The following is an 18,872-nucleotide window of genomic DNA, read 5'->3' as shown; positions in this document are numbered from 1 at the left end:
ACAGATGTTCTCGATCGAGAATGTGTCGGTCGCCTACGGCAAGGTCGAGGCGGTGCGAAACGTCTCGCTGTCCGTCGAGCAAGGGCAGATCGTGACCGTGATCGGCCCGAACGGCGCCGGCAAAACCACCCTGCTGATGGCGGCCATTGGTATGCTGAAATCGACCGGACGCATGGTGTTTCAGGGCGCCGATCTCGCGAAGATCGACGTCGAGGGCCGCGTCGAGCGCGGCCTTTGTCTCGTGCCGGAAAAGCGCGAGCTGTTTGCCGACATGTCGGTGGCCGACAATCTGCTGCTCGGCACCTACAGCCTGCGCGACCGCTCGACGACGCGCAAAAGCCTCGACGATGTGTTCGACCGCTTCCCGCGGCTGAAGGAGCGCAGCAAGCAGGCCGCCGGCACGTTATCGGGCGGCGAGCGGCAGATGCTGGCGCTCGGCCGCGCGCTGATGGCGAAGCCGGAACTGCTCGTGCTCGACGAACCCAGCCTCGGGCTGGCGCCGCTGATCGTCCGCGAAATCTTCCGCACCATCGCCTCGCTGCGAAGCCTCGGCGTCTCGGTGCTCCTGGTCGAGCAGAACGCCCGCGCAGCGCTGGAGACCGCGGACTACGGCTATGTGCTGGAAACCGGCGAGATCATCCAGTCTGGCCCGGCGGACACGCTGATCCACGACCCAAAACTGATCGCGGCCTATCTCGGCGGTCACTGAAGCGACGGCGCATCAAGCGACCGGTTCGCGCGCCAAACCCATGGCCCGCAGCGCCGACGCAAAGGCCGCAAGGCGCTGCTCGCGGTAGGCGGCCAAGTCGACGCCTTCATAGTTCATGAAGCCCTGCCCGGTCTTCATGCCGATCCGCCCATCGCGCATATTCGTCGCGATGATGTCAGGTGCGGCGTAACGGCTGTCGCCGAGCGCCTCGACCAGATAGCGGCTGGCATGATGCAGGATATCGCCGCCGCCCCAGTCGATGAACTCAAGCAGGCCCAGCACCGCGAAGCGGAATCCGAAGCCGTAGATCACGGCCTTGTCGATATCCTCCGCCGAGGCGACACCCTCTTCCACCATGCGGGCCGCTTCGTTCATCGCCAGCGACTGAATTCTGGGAACGATGAAGCCCGGCCGCGCCGCGCAGACGACCGGCACCTTGCCGATGCCCTCGAGCAGCGCCTTCATCCGCGTCGTCGTCTCCGGCGCGGTGAGCCGCCCGGGTGACAATTCGATCAGCGGCACCAGATAGGCCGGATTGAGCCAGTGCGCATTGAGGAAGCGGCCGGGATGCTCGATCGATCCGGAGAGATCGTCGACCAATATTGTCGACGTGGTCGAAGCGATGATCGGGCGCTCGCCCGCCAACCGCGAGGCCTCGACTAGCGCCGCCTGCTTCAGCGCGAGAATTTCCGGCATTCCTTCGAAGATGACATCGCAGCTCGGCAGTGCTGCACCCGCCTCCTGCCGAGGCACGATCGTAATGCGCTCGGCAATTGTCGGCACGAGCTCGGCCGGAAGCAGATCGATGCGTGAGAGGATCTCCAGCGTCGAGCGAATCTCAGCCCTGGCTTCGGCCGCCAGTGCGTCAAATGCCGACGCCTCCCGTTCCTTGAAGTCGATAACGACGACTTTGTGGCCGGCGAACGCGAATACGACGGCAATGCCGCGTCCCATCCGTCCGGCGCCGAGACATCCGATGACCGGTTTCATCTGAAGCCCTCAGTCAGAAGGGTCTGCAATGCGGTCTGGTCGAGATCGCCGAGGCCGAGTGATGACAGGCTGCGGCCCGTCACCGCGAAATCCTGTCCCGTGATGGCGGAACCGATCGCGAGGAACGCCTTCACGAGCGGGGTTTGCACACCAACGAGACCGGCTACAGAAGCGAGGAACGACAAGCCGAGACGCAAATCCTCCAGCATGTAGCGATGCTCGACGAGGATGAGGCGTTCGGACCAGTCGCCGGAATCCGTGAGCTGGTCGTGCGCGTCGCGCGCATACATCCAGGGTTCGCCATCCTTCGAGTAATGGTTGGCCAACGGAAAATGCGGCGCTCTGTAACCAAGCGCCTCGCGGATGGCGATGCGTTCGGCATCGAGCGCGTCCGTTACGCGGCGGATCGCCGGTTGGGTACCTTCCTTATGGATGTCCCACTTGTCGAAATGTTCGATCGGGCCGGCATTCATCGTGATCAGCGGCGGATGGATGATCGGACCGGCATTCATCAGCGCCCCCGAAAGCGCATCGCCGCATGGCTCGATGGCGTTCGGAAACGCGCGTTCGATCACATCGAGCGCATGCGGGGCGAGGCGCAGCGGAAATACCCCGGTCGGCAGCCGTGCGCCCCTGCCGGAAATGCGGACGGTATAAGGACCCTGCTTGCGCGCCAGCCACGGCAACGTCCCGGTCTCCGCGGTTGCGATTGCCGCGCGGTTGCCCGCGTCTTTCGTGGCGCGGGCGAAGATGTAGGAACCGAACGTCCCAGGCGGCAGAAACACGACTTGGCCGTCGCGCAAATGCGGCGCGGCCAGTTTGGCGATAGATTCTTGGGCGAACGCAGGCGCCGGACACAGGATGAGGTCGGCGGCTTCGATGGCTTCCGCGATCGAACACGTGATCGCCGCGAGACGGACTTCTCTGCGGCCAGACCGGTCGATGACCGTTATCGTGCCGCCCTGCGCCCGATGCGCCTCGACGTCTTTCGAATCTCGACGCCACAGCCGGACTTCGTGACCGGCCAAAGCGAAGTCCCCGGCGGCCGCGAACGAACCGTTTCCTCCACCCAACACTGCGATCTTCAAGATGTCCTCCGCTTCGTCGACCTACGCATCGGAAACCCTGTCACGCAGGTTCCGCCTTGGCGTTCTTGTCCTGCCACGCTGCCCAGGTCGGCCGATCGATCTGGAACAGGTCGGTGGAGCGCGCATACCAGCCGCTGCCATGCATACGGGCGATCAGGTGCAGCGCCTGCGTATCGATGTGGCAGCGTTCCTTGTCCAGGATCACGGCATCGTCGACATGGGCACGGAGCACGCGGCCGATGACGGCGGTCTGCCGCGGCCCTGTCACCAGCGACGTGAGGACGCGGCATTCGAACGACACCGGCGATTCCGCGATACGCGGCGGGCGCACCGCCTGCGAGGCGGCCGGCGTCAATCCGGCGAGCTTCAGTTCGTCGATGTCCGGCGGCGCATCGATGCAGGTGATGTTCATGGCCTCGGCGTTGCTTTCGGCGACGAGGTTCACGACGAATTCCCCGGTGTCGAGGATATTTGCCGCCGTGTCCTTGAAGCGTTCCGAGCCCGCCAGAAGCCCGATCGCGACGGTGGGCGGTTCATGTCCCATCACGTTGAAGAAGCTGAAAGGCGCAGCGTTGATCACGCCGCTCGCGGAGAGCGTGGTGATCCAGGCGATCGGCCGCGGCGTCACCGTGGCCGTCAGGATCTTGTAGCGGTTCTGCGCTTCCAGCGTCTCCATGTCGAAGATCATGTCGGCCTCTCAGATCGCCACCACGGGATGACGCAGCCGGCCGATGCCGGTCACTTCGGCTTCCACCACATCGCCCGGCCACAGCCATTCCTGCGGAGAGCGCCCCGCGCCGACGCCTTCGGGCGTGCCCGTCGCGATGATGTCTCCCGGCTCCAGCGTCATCGCGGCCGAAATGTCGGCGATCAGCAGCGGCACCTTGAACAGCATGTGGCGCGTGTTGGAGCGCTGCTTCTCGACGCCGTTCACCGTCAGCCAGAGATCGAGCGCGTGTGGATCGGTGATTTCGTCTGCGGTGACGATGCACGGCCCGAACGGCGCGTAGGTGTCCTGTCCCTTGGAGTAGATCCATTGACCGGCGCGGCGATTGTCGCGGGCGCTGACGTCGATCATCACACTGTATCCGAACACAAAGTCGAGTGCGTCCGCCTCCGATACCCTCCGCGCGGTTCGCCCCATCACGACTGCAAGCTCGACCTCCCAGTCGAGCTGCTGCGTGATCGCCTTGTTGTGATGAATGGCTTCATCCGGCCCGATGACGCTGGTCGGCGGCTTCGAGAAGATGATGGGCTGCTTCGGCAGGTCCTTCGCGGTATCGAGGGCGCGCGATGATTCCGCGACGTGCTCGACATAGTTCAGACCGATGCCAAAAATGTTCTTGCGCGGACGCGGTATCGGCGCCAGCAGCCTGACGTTCGCGAGCGGCAAGGCGGCGCCGACGGGCCAGTTATTCTTGCCTTCGTTCAGTATCTTTTTGAGCGCGGCCAGTGCGGCCGGCCCGAGATCGATGAAATCGAGCATCGACGAAGGAAGCGCAAGCCCGGCATGCTGCCCGGCCTTCTCGACGTCCAAAACGAGATCACCAACGACAGCGCCAAGACGCGCGGCGGCTTCAACGGTGCTGCGATAAGTAACAAGACGCACTGCTGCTCTCCTAGGCTACGAGCGGCTGGCGGCCGCCATTGTCGCCGAACGCTTCCTCGCGATAGAGGCCAAGCGCCTGCATGACCGGCAGGTCGTTGAAGGTGAAGAGGCAGGCATCCTCGCTGGCCGAGCCGTTCACATGCTCATGCCAGGCCCAGGACGGAACACAGAAGATGTCGCGCTCCTTCCAGTCGAAGCGCTTGCCGTCGATGATGGAGTGACCGCGCCCCTTGGCGACCTGATAGATGAAACTGCCGGTGTGACGGTGCGCTCGGGTGCTCTCGCCCGGCCGCAGCATCTGCATCGATGCACCGATGGTCTGCATCACCGGACCGCCGGTCACTGGATTCACATAGTTCATGAGAACGCCGTCGTATGGCGAGCCATCGGTGGCCTTGCCGTAGCGCTGCAGTGCCTCGTAGGTCGGACCCCACTCATATTTCAGCAGCGGCGAATATCCCTTGGACCACTCGGCGCCGGCCGGCCGCAGGCCGGGACTCCCCCAGGTGTGCGTCATATCGTCGACGGGATAGCCGACGCTCTGCTGCAGATCGGGATGAACCACGTAGAAATTGGCTTCGAGCGTGTTGACCAGGGGAATGTCGAGGCCGTCCTGCCAGATGCAGGGCGTGCCGTCGCTGGAGACGCCGTGCTCGTGCCAGGTGCCATTCGGCGTCAGCACGAAATCGTTGGCGCCAAGCGTCATCTTGTGACCGTCGACGATGGTGTAGGCGCCCTCGCCTTCCATGATGAAGCGCAGCGCGGAGGCCGAATGAGCGTGGGCAGATGCGACCTCGCCCGGATGCATCACCTGCAGCCCGGAATAGAGCCAGCCGACCGCGGCGGCGTGCTCGCGCCGGCCGGGATTGTTCAGATAGATGACGCGCCGCCCGGCCTTTTCCGGTGATACCAGTTCGACGGAGCGCAGCACATGCGCGCGAAGATCTTCATAACGCCACAAGACCGGAACGGAGGATGATTTTGGTTGCCAGGGCTCGATCTTGTTCGCCACCGTCCAGAGCGCGCCCGCCTCCAGCCTTTCGAGTTCGTCATAGTAGGCGAGCAGTTCAGGGGTATCCTCGACATTGGCCCGCCCGGCCACGTCTTCCCGGTGGTTTTCACGAGCTTTCGTTGCCATGCCGCCCTCCTGTGAGTTGGCGCCGTTTCCGGCATCGCCTGTCAATTCATCTAATCGGGTATCATCGCAATCGCCTGTATCTCGACCTTGGCGCGATCCTCGACCAGCCCCGATACCTGCAGCGCCGTCATGGTCGGAAAGTGACGGCCCATGACGCCGCGGTAGACAACGCCGATTTCCTTCAGGCGCGCTGAATACTCCTTGCGGTCGAGCAGGAACCAGGTCATCGACACGATATGCTCGGGTGCGGCGCCGCCGGCGCGCACAACCGCATCGACGTTCTTCAGGGTCTGGCCGATCTGATCCACCAGATCGTCCGACTCGAACTTGCATTGTTCGTTCCAGCCGATTTGGCCGGCAATGAAGATCATCTTGCCCCGCGCGGCGATGCCGTTCGCGTAACCGCTCGGCTTGGCCCAACCGGGCGGCTGCAAGACTTCGAACATTCTCAACTCCCGTAGCAGGACGCGACTGGAAAGCCGTACGGCTAGATCGCCTTCAGGACGTCGCGTCCGATGATGAGTTTCTGGACTTCGGTCGCGCCTTCATAGATGCGCAACGCGCGAATTTCGCGATAGAGCTGCTCGACGATCTCGCCAGAGCGCACGCCGCGGCCGCCGAACATCTGTACGGCGCGGTCGATCACTGCCTGCGCGGCTTCCGTCGCAACCATCTTGGCCATCGCTGCTTCGCGCGTCGTGGAGGCCTTCTGCACGTCGCGCCGCCACGCCGCCCGATAAGTGAGAAGCGCGCTGGCATCGACGTCGGCGGCCATGTCGCCGAGCGTGGCTTGCGTCAATTGCTGGTCGCCCAGCACGCCGCCGAACATCCGTCGTGACCGGGCATGCACCACGGCCTCATCGAGCGCGCGGCGGGCAAAACCCAACGCTGCGGCTGCGACCGATGCCCGGAAGATGTCGAGCGTGCGCATCGCGATCTTGAAACCTTCACCCGGGGAACCCAACAGCCGGCTCGCCGGAATCCGGCAGCCCTCAAAACGCAGCGTCGCCAGCGGGTGCGGCGCCATCACATCGATGCGATCGGCGATCGAAAAGCCGGGATCGTCCGGCAACACTACAAAGGCTGAAATGCCCCGCGCACCCGGCGCCTCGCCGGTTCGGGCAAACAGCGTATAGACGTCAGCAATGCCGCCGTTGGAAATCCAGGTCTTCTCGCCATCCAGGATGTAGTGGTCGCCCTCGCGCCGGGCGCTGCAGGCCATCGCGGCAACGTCGGAACCGGCTTCCTTCTCCGACAGGGCAAAGGCGGCAACCCATTCGCCGCGCCGCGCCTTCGGCAGCACCAGTGCGCGCAGTTCGGGCGAGCCGGCAATCGCCACCGCACCGGTGCCAAGCCCCTGCATCGCAAAGGCGAAATCGGCGAGCCCGCTGTGCCAGGCCAGCGTTTCGCGGGCGAGACAAATCAGCCGGGAATCGATCACCGCATCAGGTTGGTCGCCCGCAACGGACGCCTCCAGCAATCCGGCGGCGCCAAGCCTGCGGACCAGCGAACGGCAGGTCTCGTCCACGTCATGGCCGTGCGTATCGCCAAGATCGGCAGCAAATGCATCGAGCGCGGCAGCGTATTCGCTGTGGCGGGAATCGAAGAACGGCCACGCGAGATGTTCGCGCGACGGCCCGCGTAATGGCGAAACCGGGGTCATACTAGTCTCCCGCAAAGGCCGCTTTTGGCGCACACCGCCAAGCGCAGCGCGCCCCAATAATGTTTCATGTCTAAAATATCCTGTCAAGCGAGCCGCGCGCCCATCGGAAGCGCGGCGGCTGCGCACGAAGCCTACGAAACAGGCTAGAAACTGCGCACAAATGCGCGATCGGTGTTTTTGAGGCCTGTGAACCCGCCGGCCCGATTGACATCATTTTTGTTTGATGTCTAAAATTATATTCGGTCATCCCAGAGTTCCGGGCAAGGCCTTGGAGGCGAGCATGGCAGAACGCTCTTTCGCGCGCGAGGTCGAGGACCTCAAGCTCGGCGCCGGCCAGGAATTCCGCGGCGAAGGCATCCTCGCCATCACCAAGGCCTTGCTTGAATGCGGCGTCAGTTACGTCGCCGGCTACCAGGGCGCCCCGATCTCGCATCTGATGGACGTGCTGTCGGACGCGCAGGATATCCTCTCCGACCTCGGCGTGCATTTCGAATCCAGCGCGAGCGAAGCGACGGCAGCGGCGACGCTGGCCGCGTCCGTGATGTATCCGATCCGCGGCGCGGTCACCTTCAAGGCGCCGGTCGGCATCAACGTCGCGTCCGACGCGCTCGCCAATCTATCCTCGGGCGGCGTCACCGGCGGGGCGCTCATCATCATTGGCGAGGATTACGGCGAAGGCTCCTCCATCATGCAGGAGCGTTCGCACGCGTTTGCGATGAAGTCGCAGCTCTGGCTGGTCGATCCGCGGCCCAACGTGGCCTCCATCGTCAAGGCCGTGCACGATTCCTTCGAGCTGTCAGAGGCGTCGAATACGCCTGTGATGCTGGAAGTGCGGATCCGCGCCTGCCATGTGCATGGCCGGTTCGCCACCCGCGACAACGTCCGTCCCGCCTTTCCGCTTTCCCGCGCGCTGGATCAGCCGTCACGCGACACCAACCGCATCGTGCTGCCGCCGGCCTCGTTCCTGCACGAGAAGGAGAAGATCGAGCATCGCTGGCCCGCAGCGGTCGAATTCATCCATGCACGCGGCATGAACGAGACGTTCGACGGCGATATCGACGATATCGGCATCATCATGCAGGGCGGCATGTATAACGGCGTCATCACCGCGCTGCGCGAGGCAGGCCTTGCCGACATCTGGGGTGAGACGCGGGTGCCGCTCTATGTGATGAACGTGACCTACCCGATCGTCGACCGCGAGGTGATCGACTTCTGCCGCGGCAAGAAGGCCGTGCTGATGGTCGAGGAGGGCCAGCCCGAATTCATCGAGCAGGCGCTGCACAAGATCCTGCGCAATGCCGACATTCCGGCCAAGCTGCACGGCAAGGACCTGTTCCCGATGGCCGGCGAGTACACCGCGCAGGTGACGGGCGAAGCGATCGGCGCCTTCATCCGCCGCTGGCGCCCGGATATCTTGTCGGACGCCGCGCGCGCACCGAACATCGACCGCACCGAGGTCGATGAGAAGATCCGCGCGCTCGCCGACGTAGTGCCGCCGCGCCCGCCGGGCTTCTGCACCGGCTGCCCGGAGCGGCCGATCTTTTCTGCGATGAAGCTGGTCGAAAAGGAACTCGGCCCGCATCATATCGCCGCCGATATCGGCTGCCATTTGTTCTCGATCCTGCCGCCGTTCAATATCGGCGCCACCACCATGGGTTACGGGCTCGGCCCGGCATCGGCCTCCGCCTTCAACGTTCCCGCGGGCAAGCGCTCGATCTCGATGATGGGCGACGGCGGCTTCTGGCATAACGGGCTGACCAGCGGCGTCGGCAACGCTGTCTTCAACCAGCACGACGGGGTGATCGTCGTGGTCGACAATTATTATTCCGCCGCAACCGGCGGGCAGGACATCCCCTCCTCCCGCGCCGACAACCGTTCGCGCTCGACCAAGCATCCGATCGTCGAGGCGGTGAAGGGCGTCGGCGCCAAATGGGTACGCCAGATCGACCGCACTTACGATGTCACCCGTATGCGCGACACGCTGCGCGAGGCGCTGACCACGGAGGAAAAGGGCCCGAAGATCATCGTCGCCTCCTCGGAGTGCATGCTGAACAAGCAGCGGCGCGTGAAACCGCTGGTCGCGGCTGCCGCCAAACGCGGCGAGCGCATCGTGCGCGAGCGCTTCGGCGTCGATGACGACGTATGTTCCGGCGACCACGCCTGCATCCGCCTGTCCGGCTGCCCGTCGCTGTCGGTGAAGCCGACGACCGACCCGTTAAAGGACAATCCGGTCGCGGCGGTCGACAATACCTGCGTGGGCTGTGGGCATTGCGGCGAGGTCGCCGACGCCGCCGTGCTGTGTCCTTCCTTCTACCGTGCCGACATCGTTTCCAATCCGTCAGCATTCGAAGCGCGGCTCGACCGCATCTGGCGGGGTGTGATCGGCGCGCTGCAGCGCTGGCGGGCGGGACGGCGGATCATGTTCCAACAGGAGGCGGTATGAACGTCTCCGTAGCGCCCTCCTCCGTCGCGCTCAGTCAGGCACGGCCCATCACCGTTGCGGTGCTCGCGATGGGCGGCCAGGGCGGCGGCGTGCTGGTCGACTGGATCGTGGCGCTGGCCGAGCGGCGCGGCTGGTTCGCGCAATCGACCTCGGTGCCCGGCGTCGCCCAGCGCACCGGCGCCACGATCTATTACATCGAGATGATCGCGCCCGACGCCAGCAAACCCGACCGTCACCCCGTGCTGTCGCTGATGCCGGCGCCGGGCAAGGTCGACATCGTGATCGGCGCCGAATTGATGGAAGCCGGCCGCGCCATCCTGCGCGGGCTGGTCTCGCCCGACCGCACGCTCCTAATCGGCTCTTCGCACCGCTCCCTGGCCGTGATCGAAAAAACCGCGCCCGGCGACGGCACTGCCGACGCATCGCAGGTCTACGAGGCGGCGAATGTCGCAGCCAATCGCTTCATCGCCTTCGACATGGCCGAGATCGCTGACGCCACCGGCAGCGTGGTGTCCTCGGTGCTGTTCGGCGCGCTCGCGGGGTCCGACGCCCTGCCCTTCACGACAGAGGATTTTGAAGAAACGATACGGGCCGCCGGCGTCGGCGTCGATGCCAGCCTGCGCGCCTTCTCCGCCGGCCGCGAGCGGGCCGTCGCCACGCTCAAGCAGGATCCGAAGATCAAGCCCGCAGCGAAGCCGCCGCTCGCTAAACACCTTCCGCGCCTCGAGCCGATCGGTCACGCCGATTACGACGCGCTGGTCGCGCGAGCGCGGCAATTGCCGGAAGAGGTGCACGGAATCGTCGCGGCCGGCCTGCAGCGCGTTGTCGATTATCAGGACGTCGCCTATGGCGGCGAATATCTCCATCGCCTGGAAGCGATGCCGCGCGACGCGACCGGCCTGCTGCAGGCCTTTGCCAAGTATCTTGCCATCGCGATGGCCTATGACGACGTGATCCGCGTCGCGGATCTCAAGACCCGAGCGGGGCGGTTTGACCGGGTGCGCCGCGAGGTGCGGGCCGGCGACGAACAGATTCTCGCCATTACCGAGTTCTTCCATCCGCGGATCGAGGAAATGGCAGGGCTGTTGCCGCCGCTTCTTGGCGAAAAGGTCGAGCGCAGCGAGCGGCTCGCGCGGTTGATCGATCGCGGACGCAAACTGCGCACGACCGCTCCGTCGGCATTCCTGATGCTGTACGGCGTCGCCGGCCTGCGCCGCTTCCGCCGCCGCACGCTGCGGCATGCCCGCGAAATGCGCCATCTCAACGAATGGGTGCAGCGCATCGGGAAATTCGCAGCACGCGACGTCGCACTTGCAACCGCCGTGTGCGAGGCCCGCCGTCTCGTCGGCGGCTATTCGGACACGCATTCCCGCGGCGAATCGAAATTCGACAAGGTCATGCTTGCGTCCGAGCGTCTGGCCGGCCGGGCCGACGCCGCCGAATGGGTGCAGCGGTTGATCAAGGTCGCGCTGAAGGACGCCGATGGCGCGGAGCTCGACGGCGCGTTGCGTACCGTCGAGACACTGTTTGAGGACGCCTGAGGATGGATCACTTCGAAGTCGTGGTGTCGAAGGCCGAGGCACTCACGCCGCGCATCCGTGAATTCGTGCTGGCGCGCGCCAATGGCGCGCCGATGCCAGGCTGGGCTGCCGGCGCCCATATCGACATCCACCTGCCCGATGTCGGCCGCCGCTCCTATTCGCTGATCGAGACCACGTCGCCGCGCGCGGCCGACCACCCGACCGCCTATCGCATCGCCGTGCTGCAGGAAAACAAGAGCCAAGGCGGCTCCACCTTTATGCACGGCCTCAAGACCGGCGACCGCCTGACGATCTCGCCGCCGGCGAACAATTTTCCGCTTCATGCAGGCGCCGATGAAGTCGCGCTTGTCGCGGGCGGCATCGGCGTGACGCCGCTGCTCACCATGGCCTGCGAATTGAATGCAGCAAAGCGGCCGTTCTCGTTCTATTACGCCGGACGCAGCCGTAGCGAACTGGCCTTTCTCGGCGAGGTCGAGCGGCTGGCTGGTGCCAGCGCGACCATCCATGCCGACGAGGAGGCCGGCGGCCTCTTCGATCTCGAAGGCCTGATGAACAGGCTTGCGCCCGAGGTGCCGCTCTATCTCTGCGGGCCGCTGCCGATGATCGAAGCCGCCATCGCGCTGGCGAAACGGATGAACTGGCCGCAGGGACGGCTGCATTTCGAAATCTTCAGCGCGCCGGAAGAAAAATCCGGCGATGCCAGTTTCGAGGTCGAACTCAAGAGCAGCGGACGCGTCTACGAAATTCCGGCCGGTAAGACCATCCTCGACGTGCTGCTCGAGGCCGGCGAAGACCCGATGCATGACTGCAAGCGCGGCGATTGCGGCATCTGCCAGACCACGGTGATCGAGGGCGTCCCCGATCATCGCGACTACATCCTGAGCGACAGCGAGAAGGCGTCGAACAAGGTGATGCAGATATGTATTTCGCGCGCGAAGACCAAGAAACTCGTGCTCGACCTGTGAAGGAGGAACGCATGACCCGATATGCCGGCAACGCCGCGGCGCTCCGCGCCCTGGTCCGCGACCAGGAGGTTCACCGCGACGTCTATGTCAGCGAGGAAGTGTTCCAGCTCGAGATGGAGCACATGTTCCCGAATAGCTGGGTCTATGTCGGCCACGACAGCCAGGTCCCCAATCCCGGTGACTATTACGGCACCACGATCGGCACGCAGCCGATCCTGCTGGTCCGCCACACCGACGGAACGGTGAAGGTTCTGCACAACCGCTGCCCGCACAAGGGCACGCGCATCACCTCCGAGACCTGCGGCAACACCGGAAAATTCTTCCGCTGTCCCTATCATGCATGGAGCTTCAAGACCGACGGCTCGCTGCTCGCGATTCCCCTGAAGAAGGGCTACGAGAACACCGGCTTCGAGCAGAGCCATGCCGCGACCGGAATGACGCCGGTGCGCCATGTCCGCAACTATCGCGGTTTCGTGTTCGCCAAGATCAACGACGGCGGCCTCGACTTCGAGGAATTCTTTGGCGAAAGCCTGTCTAGCTTCGACAACATGATCGACCGTTCGCCGGTCGGCCAGCTCAAGGTCGCCGGCGGCGTGCTGCGCTACATGCACAATTGCAATTGGAAGATGCTGGTCGAGAACCAGACCGACACCTGCCATCCGATGGTGGCACACGAATCTTCGGCCGGGACCGTGGTCGAGGTCTGGAAGAAGGCGCCGCCCGGCACCAAGAAGCCGATGGCAGTCGAGATCATCGCCCCCTTCATGAGCCCTTACGAGTTCTTCGAGAACATGGGCATCCGGATCTGGGACAATGGCCACGGCCACACCGGCGTGCATCACTCGATCCATTCCGACTATTCGGCGATCCCCGGCTATTTCGAAAAGATGACGGCGGCCTATGGCGAGGAGCGCGCCAAGGCGATCCTCGGCGAGAACCGGCACAACACCGTCTATTTCCCCAACATCATGATCAAGGGTCCGATCCAGCTGTTACGGCACTTCAAGCCGATCGCCGCCAACAAAACGCTGGTGGAGTCCTGGACGTTCCAGCTCGTCGATGCGCCCGATATGCTGCTGGAGCGCACGCTGATGTACAACCGGCTCATCAATGCGCCGACCTCCATCGTCGGCCATGACGACCTCGAAATGTATGAACGCGCGCAGGAAGGCCTGCACTCGAACGGCAACGAGTGGGTCAACCTCCAGCGCCTCTACAGCCCCGACGAAGCCGGGCAGACCAACGTGGCCGTCAACGGCACCAGCGAGTGGCCGATGCGCCACCAGTTCCGAGCCTGGACCAAATTCATGACGATGGGGATGTGACATGAGCATGGTCGCTGAAGCTCCCCTCAAGAATGCAGTCCCCACCGATCAGGAATTGATCGACTTCGTGGTGCGCGAGGCGCGGCTGATCGACCAGCAGCGTTTCGACGAATGGCTCGATATGTACGCCGACGACGCCTTCTACTGGATGCCGCTGGAATGGAATCAGACCGATCCACGGCTGACCTGCTCGCTGATGTACGAGGACAAGCTGTTGCTCTCGATCCGGGTCGAGCGGCTCAAGGGCGCGCGGACCTTCAGCCAGAAACCGAAGAGCCGCTGCCACCACGTGCTGCAGACGCCGCAGGTGGATTCGCGCGATGCCGCCGCCAACAGCTACGTCACCTGGACCCCGATGCATTACATCGAGACCCGCCTGGACGAGCAGACGCTCTATGCGGCCTGGGCGACGCATCATCTCAGCGTCGAGGACGGCAAGTTGAAGATCAAGCTGAAGCGTGTCGACCTGATCAATTGCGATGCTGCCTTCGGCAACATCCAGCTCTTCATGTGAGGAAAGATGGGTGCTCTCCACCACACGGCGATCGTCAGCGGCGGTAATACCGGCATTGGCGCTGCGATCGCGCGCGATCTTCTCGCCGAGGGCTATGACGTGATCTCGCTGTCGCGGCGCAAGCCCGACTGGAGCCATCCAAAACTTTCTTCGCGCGAGGTCGATCTGCTCGATGCGGCGGCGACGCGGCAGGCAGCGGCGGAAATCGCCGCGAAGTTTGCCATCACCCATGTCGTGCACAACGCCGGCGCAATCCGCGCCAAGCCGCTGGAAGAAGTCGACGACGAAGACGTCGGCGCCCTGGCGCAGCTCCACTTCGGCGCGGGAATCGCGCTGGCACAAGCGGCGCTGCCGAACATGAAGCAGGCCCGCTTCGGCCGCATCGTGCTGTTGTCTTCCCGCGCCGCGCTCGGCGCCACCACACGCACGGTCTATTCGGCCACCAAGGCCGGCATCATCGGCATGGCGCGGACCTGGGCACTCGAGCTCGCGCCCTTCGGAATCACCGTCAATGTCGTCGCGCCCGGCCCGATCGGCGATACCGAGATGTTCGAGAGCGTGATGTCGCCGGAATCCGAACGCGCCAAAAAGCTGGCGCAGTCGATCCCGCTTGGCCGCCTCGGCAAATCGAGCGACGTCGCCCGCGCGGTTACATTCTTCAGCTCACCCGATGCCGACTTCATCACCGGACAGACGCTGTATGTCTGCGGCGGAGCCAGCATTGGATCGATTTCCATCTGAGATCACAACCATGGACGCCACAGTCAAGCGAAAGGCCAGATCCCCGAAGGGCACGCGCGGGCAAGCGTTGCGGCCGGTCGAGCCGGCGCACGAATCCGACGGCGCGCATCTGGAATTGCGCATCTGGCTGCGGCTGCTCTCCTGCGCCACCCGGATCGAGAAGGCGCTGAACGCAAGACTGCGCAAAGAATTCAACACCACGCTGGCCCGCTTCGATCTGCTGGCGCAGCTTACGCGCAAGCCCGAAGGCGCGACCATGTCCGAGGTCTCCGAGCTGCTAATGGTCTCGAACGGCGCCATCACCGCGCTGGTGCAGAAGCTGGAAGCCGACGGCCTTATCCATCGCGAGGTCGATTCCGAGGACCGTCGCACCTTCCGTTTGCGCCTCTCTCAGGAAGGCGCCAAGGAATTCGGCCGGATGGCGCGCCGGCACGAGGAATGGGTGATTGCCCTGATCGGTGAATTGTCACCCGTCGCACAATCCGACCTGCTGCAACATTTGACCCTGCTGAAGCGTCGGCTGGACAAGCACTCTTGAGGCGGACGCGCAAAGGACCAATGGTCCGGGCGTGAATGAGTGCGTGCAAAGCCAGCCGCTTTGAAATCGCGTTAACGATGGCGCACAAGTAGCATGCAGTCTCGGGTTGCATATTGGCAGCTTCATATGCATGACCTATCGCAGATCAACATAGTGCGGCGTGGCTGGGACACCGCGCCGCTCGATCGCATGACCTGGCTTTCGCTTTGGCGGCCGTATTGGCTCGCCAAGCGCCGCATCCCGGAATGGCTGCCGATTGCGCCGTCGCGACGCGCGCTTGGGGCGCTATGAGCTGCATCCGCCTTGTGGCGGCGCCAGCCTGTGCCTGAAGAACGCCAGGATCTCGTTGCGCGCCGCGATGGTCGGCTGGCCGGCCTCGTCGATCAGGTGCGCGGTGACGACGCTATGCGGCGTCGTCACGTGGCGCGCGAAAAACGGCGCGAGATCGGTATTCGCGGCACTGTCCGGAAGCACCCGGCCGATGAAGCGGTCGCCAAGCGCGTCTGCATAGGCCGCGAAGCGTTGCGCCGTGCAGAACTTGTCGCCTTCGAAGCGATAGGCCATGACAGTCAGATCTCCCCGTTCGAGCCGCTCGCGCACCGCCCTGACTTCGTCAGGCGCGATTTCAATGCCGGCCGGATCGTTCAGCGGCAGTGACGGCTGCGAGAGCACCGGCGCCAGCATCGACGGTTCGAGCATCATGGTCAGCGCGAAGTTTCCCGTAAAACACATCCCGATGGCGCCGACGCCGGGTCCGCCGCGCTCGCCATGCGCAAACCGAGCCAACGATCGCAGCCACTTCGTCACCGGACTGGATTGGTTGGAGGCCAAGGCGCGAAACTCGGCGCTCACACAGGCGCGCTGAAAGATTGCAGCGCCCTCCTCCGCGCCCGGAACGGCGCCATCGCGGCCGAACAGCGAGGGCATGTAGACGGTGAAGCCGGCGTCGCGAACCCAGCGCGCAAACCGCGCGACATGCGGGCTGATGCCTGGCATCTCCGTCATCACGATGACGGCAGGCCCTGCGCCAGCGACGTAGACGACCTTGGTGACGTCATCGAGCGTGATGTCACGGCGCGTGAAATCCTCGAGCGGATCGTCCTGCTTCATGGACCGGGTCGGCATCGGCGCAATTCCTTGATCGATCAGTACTCACAGGAGGATGTTTTCGAGCGTATCGTTGCGTTTTCACGGCCGGCGGGCTAGTGTCAAAAATGACATTTATCAGGCATTTTTTGACATGACCAAGGTCGCCATTGTCGAGATCGAGGGATGCATGGCTTCAAGCGCGGCCATCACCCATGACGTCATGGCGACCGCCAACCGGATCAGCGGGGCGAAACGCGTTCTGCCTTTCGAGGTGACGACGGTGCGCTGCGGCTCCCGCCGCAGCGACGTCAATCTGCGAGGGATAGAACTTGTCATCGTTCCCGGTCTCGGCACGCCGTCGGCCGACGAACTGGTCAGCAAGTTGAAGAGTCCGGCGTGCCGGCGCGCGGGCGACATGCTCACCCGCGCGTTCAGCAACGGCGCCATGCTCGCCGCGCCCTGTGCCAGCACATTCCTGCTGGCGGAGACGGGCTTGCTCGATGGCCGGCGGGCGACCACGACATGGTGGTTCGCGCCGCTGTTCCAGCAGCGCTATCCCCGCGTCGAACTCATGACGGAGCAGATGGTCGTCGCCGATTGGCCGATCGCAACCGCCGGCGCGGCCATGGCGCAGATGGACTTGATGCTCGAAGTCGTTACCCGGTTCGCCGGACCGCGCTTGGCGAAAGCCTGCGCCAACTTTCTCCTGCTGGATGAGCGGCGCTCGCAGGCGCCATTCATGGCGATGACCTATCTGGCGGGCCAGGACCCCAAAATTGCCAAGGCCGAGCAATGGGTGCGCGACAACATCGCGCGCGACTTTGCGATCGAGGAACTCGCCGCAGCCGTCGCGCTGGCGCCGCGGACATTCGCCCGGCGAATGGCAGCGACCTGCGGCGTTTCACCGATTCAATTCATCCAGCGGATCAGGCTGGAGACCGCGCGATTCCTGCTGGAGACCACGCGGCTGCCGGTCGAGGAGATCGCGCGGAGGGTCGGATATGCGGAGCCCTCCACGCTGCGCCGGCTGATCCGGCGCGACACCAAACATCCGCCCGGACATTTCCGACCGATCGCTTGACCCTAGTGGCCGAGGATGGCCTTCACCTCGAGATATTCTTCAAACCCGAAGACCCCGAACTCGCGACCGTTGCCCGACTGCTTGTAGCCGCCGAACGGCAGGCTGCGGTCGAAGGGAGCACCGTTGAGGTAAACACGCCCGGCGCGGATGCGATTGGCGACGGCGCGGGCGCGGGCCACGTCCTTGGACTGCACAAAGCCTGCCAATCCGAACGGCGTGTCATTGGCGATTTCAATCGCCTCGTCCTCGCTGTCATAGCTCATGATCGACAGCACCGGGCCGAAGATCTCCTCCCGCGCAATCTTCATCTGCGGCGTCACATCGCCGAAGACGGTCGGGCGAACAAAGTATCCGCGGTTGACTTCGGCGGGCCGCCCGGTTCCGCCGGCCACCAGCGTCGCCCCCTCGTCCACACCTGACTGGATCAGATCCTGAACTTTTTGAAACTGCGCCCGGCTCACCAATGGTCCCATGGTGGACGCGGGGTCGAGCGGGTCTCCCAGACGAATCGCATCAACCGCTTCACGCGCCGCCTCGAACGCCGCATCCCGCTGCCCACGCGGGATTAGCATGCGCGTGGGTGACTGGCAGTTCTGGCCGGCATTCGTGTAACAGGCGTGAACTCCTTGCATCACGGCGGCTTTCAGGTCGGCATCGGCCAGAATGATGTTGGCGGACTTGCCACCCAGCTCTTGCGCGACGCGCTTGACCGTATCCGCCGCAAGCTTGGCCACCCTGACGCCAGCCGTCGTCGATCCGGTGAAAGACACCATGTCGATCCCCGGGTGGGCGGCGATCGCCTCGCCCACCGTGGGCCCATCGCCGTTGACGAGGTTGAAGACGCCCGCCGGGGCACCGGCGGAGTCGACAATCTCGGCGAACAACATTGCACTGAGCGGCGCGATCTCGCTGGGTTTCAGCACGACGGTGCAGCCGGTCGCAAGCGCCGGTGCAACTTTGGATGCAACCTGGTTCAGCGGCCAGTTCCAGGGCGTGATCAGCCCGCAGACACCGATCGGCTCGCGGCGGACGATGCCGTTCCCCATCCGCTCCTCAAACCGGTATTGCGCGAGTACGCGCGCCGCTTCCTCGAAATGAAACAGCGCGACCGTCGCCTGGCGTTCGGTCGCAAACGTGATGGGCGCGCCCATTTCGAGCGTCATCATCCGCGCCAATTCCGGCAGCCGCGCTCTGAAGCCTGCGATGATTTTCTGAAGCCAGGACAGACGCTCTTCGACGCTTGTTACCGAATAGGCCGCGAACGCGCGGCGCGCTGCCTTGACGGCCCGATCCACATCCTGCGGCGAGCCCAGGCTGATCTGCGCGAAGATCTCCTCCGTTGCAGGGTTGACTATTCCCAGCGTCGATGGTGCAGCCGGATCGACCCAGGCGCCGTCGATGTAGAATTTCAGTTTTTCCATCGTTCCTTTTCCGTGAC

At 64.2% G+C, this 18,872-nt stretch carries 19 protein-coding genes; 10 read left to right on the top strand and 9 right to left on the bottom strand.

What is annotated here, in order from left to right:
* Positions 1 to 4: 4 nt before the first annotated feature.
* Positions 5 to 709 (top strand): ABC transporter ATP-binding protein, encoded by a 705-nt coding sequence (locus tag ACH79_RS16930; RefSeq protein ID WP_161856406.1) that lies wholly within the window; start codon positions 5 to 7, stop codon positions 707 to 709.
* 12 nt (positions 710 to 721) lie between these two features.
* Here the strand turns inward: ACH79_RS16930 and ACH79_RS16925 are convergent, their stop codons facing one another.
* From ACH79_RS16925 to ACH79_RS16895, 7 genes are read right to left on the bottom strand one after another with little or no spacing between them, the layout of a single operon-like run.
* Positions 722 to 1,663: a 3-hydroxybutyryl-CoA dehydrogenase gene (locus ACH79_RS16925; RefSeq protein ID WP_246738682.1), complete on the bottom strand. Its 942-nt coding sequence runs from the start codon at positions 1,661 to 1,663 to the stop codon at positions 722 to 724.
* Between the two features lie 32 nt (positions 1,664 to 1,695).
* Entirely contained in the window at positions 1,696 to 2,787 is a 1,092-nt protein-coding gene (locus ACH79_RS16920; RefSeq protein WP_161852000.1) for an NAD/NADP-dependent octopine/nopaline dehydrogenase family protein, read from the bottom strand.
* 40 nt (positions 2,788 to 2,827) lie between these two features.
* Positions 2,828 to 3,475, bottom strand: a complete 648-nt coding sequence (locus tag ACH79_RS16915; RefSeq protein ID WP_161851999.1) for a flavin reductase family protein — start codon at positions 3,473 to 3,475, stop codon at positions 2,828 to 2,830.
* A gap of 9 nt (positions 3,476 to 3,484) precedes the next feature.
* Positions 3,485 to 4,396, bottom strand: a complete 912-nt coding sequence (locus tag ACH79_RS16910; RefSeq protein WP_161851998.1) for a fumarylacetoacetate hydrolase family protein — start codon at positions 4,394 to 4,396, stop codon at positions 3,485 to 3,487.
* A gap of 10 nt (positions 4,397 to 4,406) precedes the next feature.
* Complete coding sequence (locus tag ACH79_RS16905; protein WP_161851997.1) at positions 4,407 to 5,534, bottom strand: cupin domain-containing protein; 1,128 nt, start codon at positions 5,532 to 5,534, stop codon at positions 4,407 to 4,409.
* A gap of 50 nt (positions 5,535 to 5,584) precedes the next feature.
* Positions 5,585 to 5,980 (bottom strand): RidA family protein, encoded by a 396-nt coding sequence (locus ACH79_RS16900; protein ID WP_161851996.1) that lies wholly within the window; start codon positions 5,978 to 5,980, stop codon positions 5,585 to 5,587.
* A 41-nt stretch (positions 5,981 to 6,021) separates the two neighbouring features.
* Positions 6,022 to 7,197 (bottom strand): acyl-CoA dehydrogenase family protein, encoded by a 1,176-nt coding sequence (locus tag ACH79_RS16895; RefSeq protein WP_161851995.1) that lies wholly within the window; start codon positions 7,195 to 7,197, stop codon positions 6,022 to 6,024.
* 280 nt (positions 7,198 to 7,477) lie between these two features.
* Here ACH79_RS16895 and ACH79_RS16890 point away from each other — a divergent pair, with 280 nt between their 5' ends.
* The 8 genes from ACH79_RS16890 (at position 7,478) to ACH79_RS42980 (ending at position 15,555) form a co-directional block, all read left to right on the top strand.
* The gene (locus ACH79_RS16890; protein WP_161851994.1) at positions 7,478 to 9,640 is read left to right on the top strand and encodes an indolepyruvate ferredoxin oxidoreductase subunit alpha; all 2,163 of its coding nucleotides are present in this window, start codon (positions 7,478 to 7,480) and stop codon (positions 9,638 to 9,640) included.
* Complete coding sequence (locus tag ACH79_RS16885; RefSeq protein WP_161851993.1) at positions 9,637 to 11,181, top strand: indolepyruvate oxidoreductase subunit beta family protein; 1,545 nt, start codon at positions 9,637 to 9,639, stop codon at positions 11,179 to 11,181. Before ACH79_RS16890 ends, ACH79_RS16885 begins: the two co-directional genes overlap by 4 nt.
* A gap of 2 nt (positions 11,182 to 11,183) precedes the next feature.
* On the top strand, positions 11,184 to 12,146 hold the full coding sequence (locus ACH79_RS16880) for a PDR/VanB family oxidoreductase (RefSeq protein ID WP_161851992.1): 963 nt from the start codon (positions 11,184 to 11,186) through the stop codon (positions 12,144 to 12,146).
* 11 nt (positions 12,147 to 12,157) lie between these two features.
* Positions 12,158 to 13,471, top strand: a complete 1,314-nt coding sequence (locus ACH79_RS16875; RefSeq protein WP_161851991.1) for an aromatic ring-hydroxylating dioxygenase subunit alpha — start codon at positions 12,158 to 12,160, stop codon at positions 13,469 to 13,471.
* A 1-nt stretch (position 13,472) separates the two neighbouring features.
* Complete coding sequence (locus ACH79_RS16870) at positions 13,473 to 13,985, top strand: aromatic-ring-hydroxylating dioxygenase subunit beta (protein WP_246738572.1); 513 nt, start codon at positions 13,473 to 13,475, stop codon at positions 13,983 to 13,985.
* A 6-nt stretch (positions 13,986 to 13,991) separates the two neighbouring features.
* Positions 13,992 to 14,726 carry an SDR family NAD(P)-dependent oxidoreductase gene (locus tag ACH79_RS16865; protein ID WP_161851990.1) on the top strand — a complete coding sequence of 245 codons (735 nt, stop codon included), beginning with the start codon at positions 13,992 to 13,994 and terminating at the stop codon, positions 14,724 to 14,726.
* Between the two features lie 10 nt (positions 14,727 to 14,736).
* Positions 14,737 to 15,264, top strand: coding sequence for a MarR family winged helix-turn-helix transcriptional regulator (locus ACH79_RS16860; protein ID WP_161851989.1), 528 nt, complete (start codon positions 14,737 to 14,739; stop codon positions 15,262 to 15,264).
* Positions 15,265 to 15,390: 126 nt separating this feature from the next.
* Positions 15,391 to 15,555 carry a hypothetical protein gene (locus ACH79_RS42980; RefSeq protein WP_202639391.1) on the top strand — a complete coding sequence of 55 codons (165 nt, stop codon included), beginning with the start codon at positions 15,391 to 15,393 and terminating at the stop codon, positions 15,553 to 15,555.
* Here ACH79_RS42980 and ACH79_RS16855 read toward each other — a convergent pair.
* The gene (locus ACH79_RS16855; RefSeq protein WP_161851988.1) at positions 15,550 to 16,389 is read right to left on the bottom strand and encodes a dienelactone hydrolase family protein; all 840 of its coding nucleotides are present in this window, start codon (positions 16,387 to 16,389) and stop codon (positions 15,550 to 15,552) included. The two genes, ACH79_RS42980 and ACH79_RS16855, sit on opposite strands and share 6 nt — an antisense overlap.
* Before the next feature lie 115 nt (positions 16,390 to 16,504).
* On the opposite strand from ACH79_RS16855, the gene ACH79_RS16850 reads away from it, so the two are divergent.
* Positions 16,505 to 17,434, top strand: coding sequence for a GlxA family transcriptional regulator (locus ACH79_RS16850; protein WP_161851987.1), 930 nt, complete (start codon positions 16,505 to 16,507; stop codon positions 17,432 to 17,434).
* A 2-nt stretch (positions 17,435 to 17,436) separates the two neighbouring features.
* Here ACH79_RS16850 and ACH79_RS16845 read toward each other — a convergent pair whose 3' ends face one another.
* Positions 17,437 to 18,855, bottom strand: a complete 1,419-nt coding sequence (locus tag ACH79_RS16845) for an aldehyde dehydrogenase family protein (RefSeq protein ID WP_161851986.1) — start codon at positions 18,853 to 18,855, stop codon at positions 17,437 to 17,439.
* Positions 18,856 to 18,872: the final 17 nt, after the last annotated feature.

It is taken from the genome of Bradyrhizobium sp. CCBAU 051011 (assembly GCF_009930815.1).
Classification (GTDB): domain Bacteria; phylum Pseudomonadota; class Alphaproteobacteria; order Rhizobiales; family Xanthobacteraceae; genus Bradyrhizobium.
This window is presented reverse-complemented; position numbering and strand designations above follow the sequence as displayed.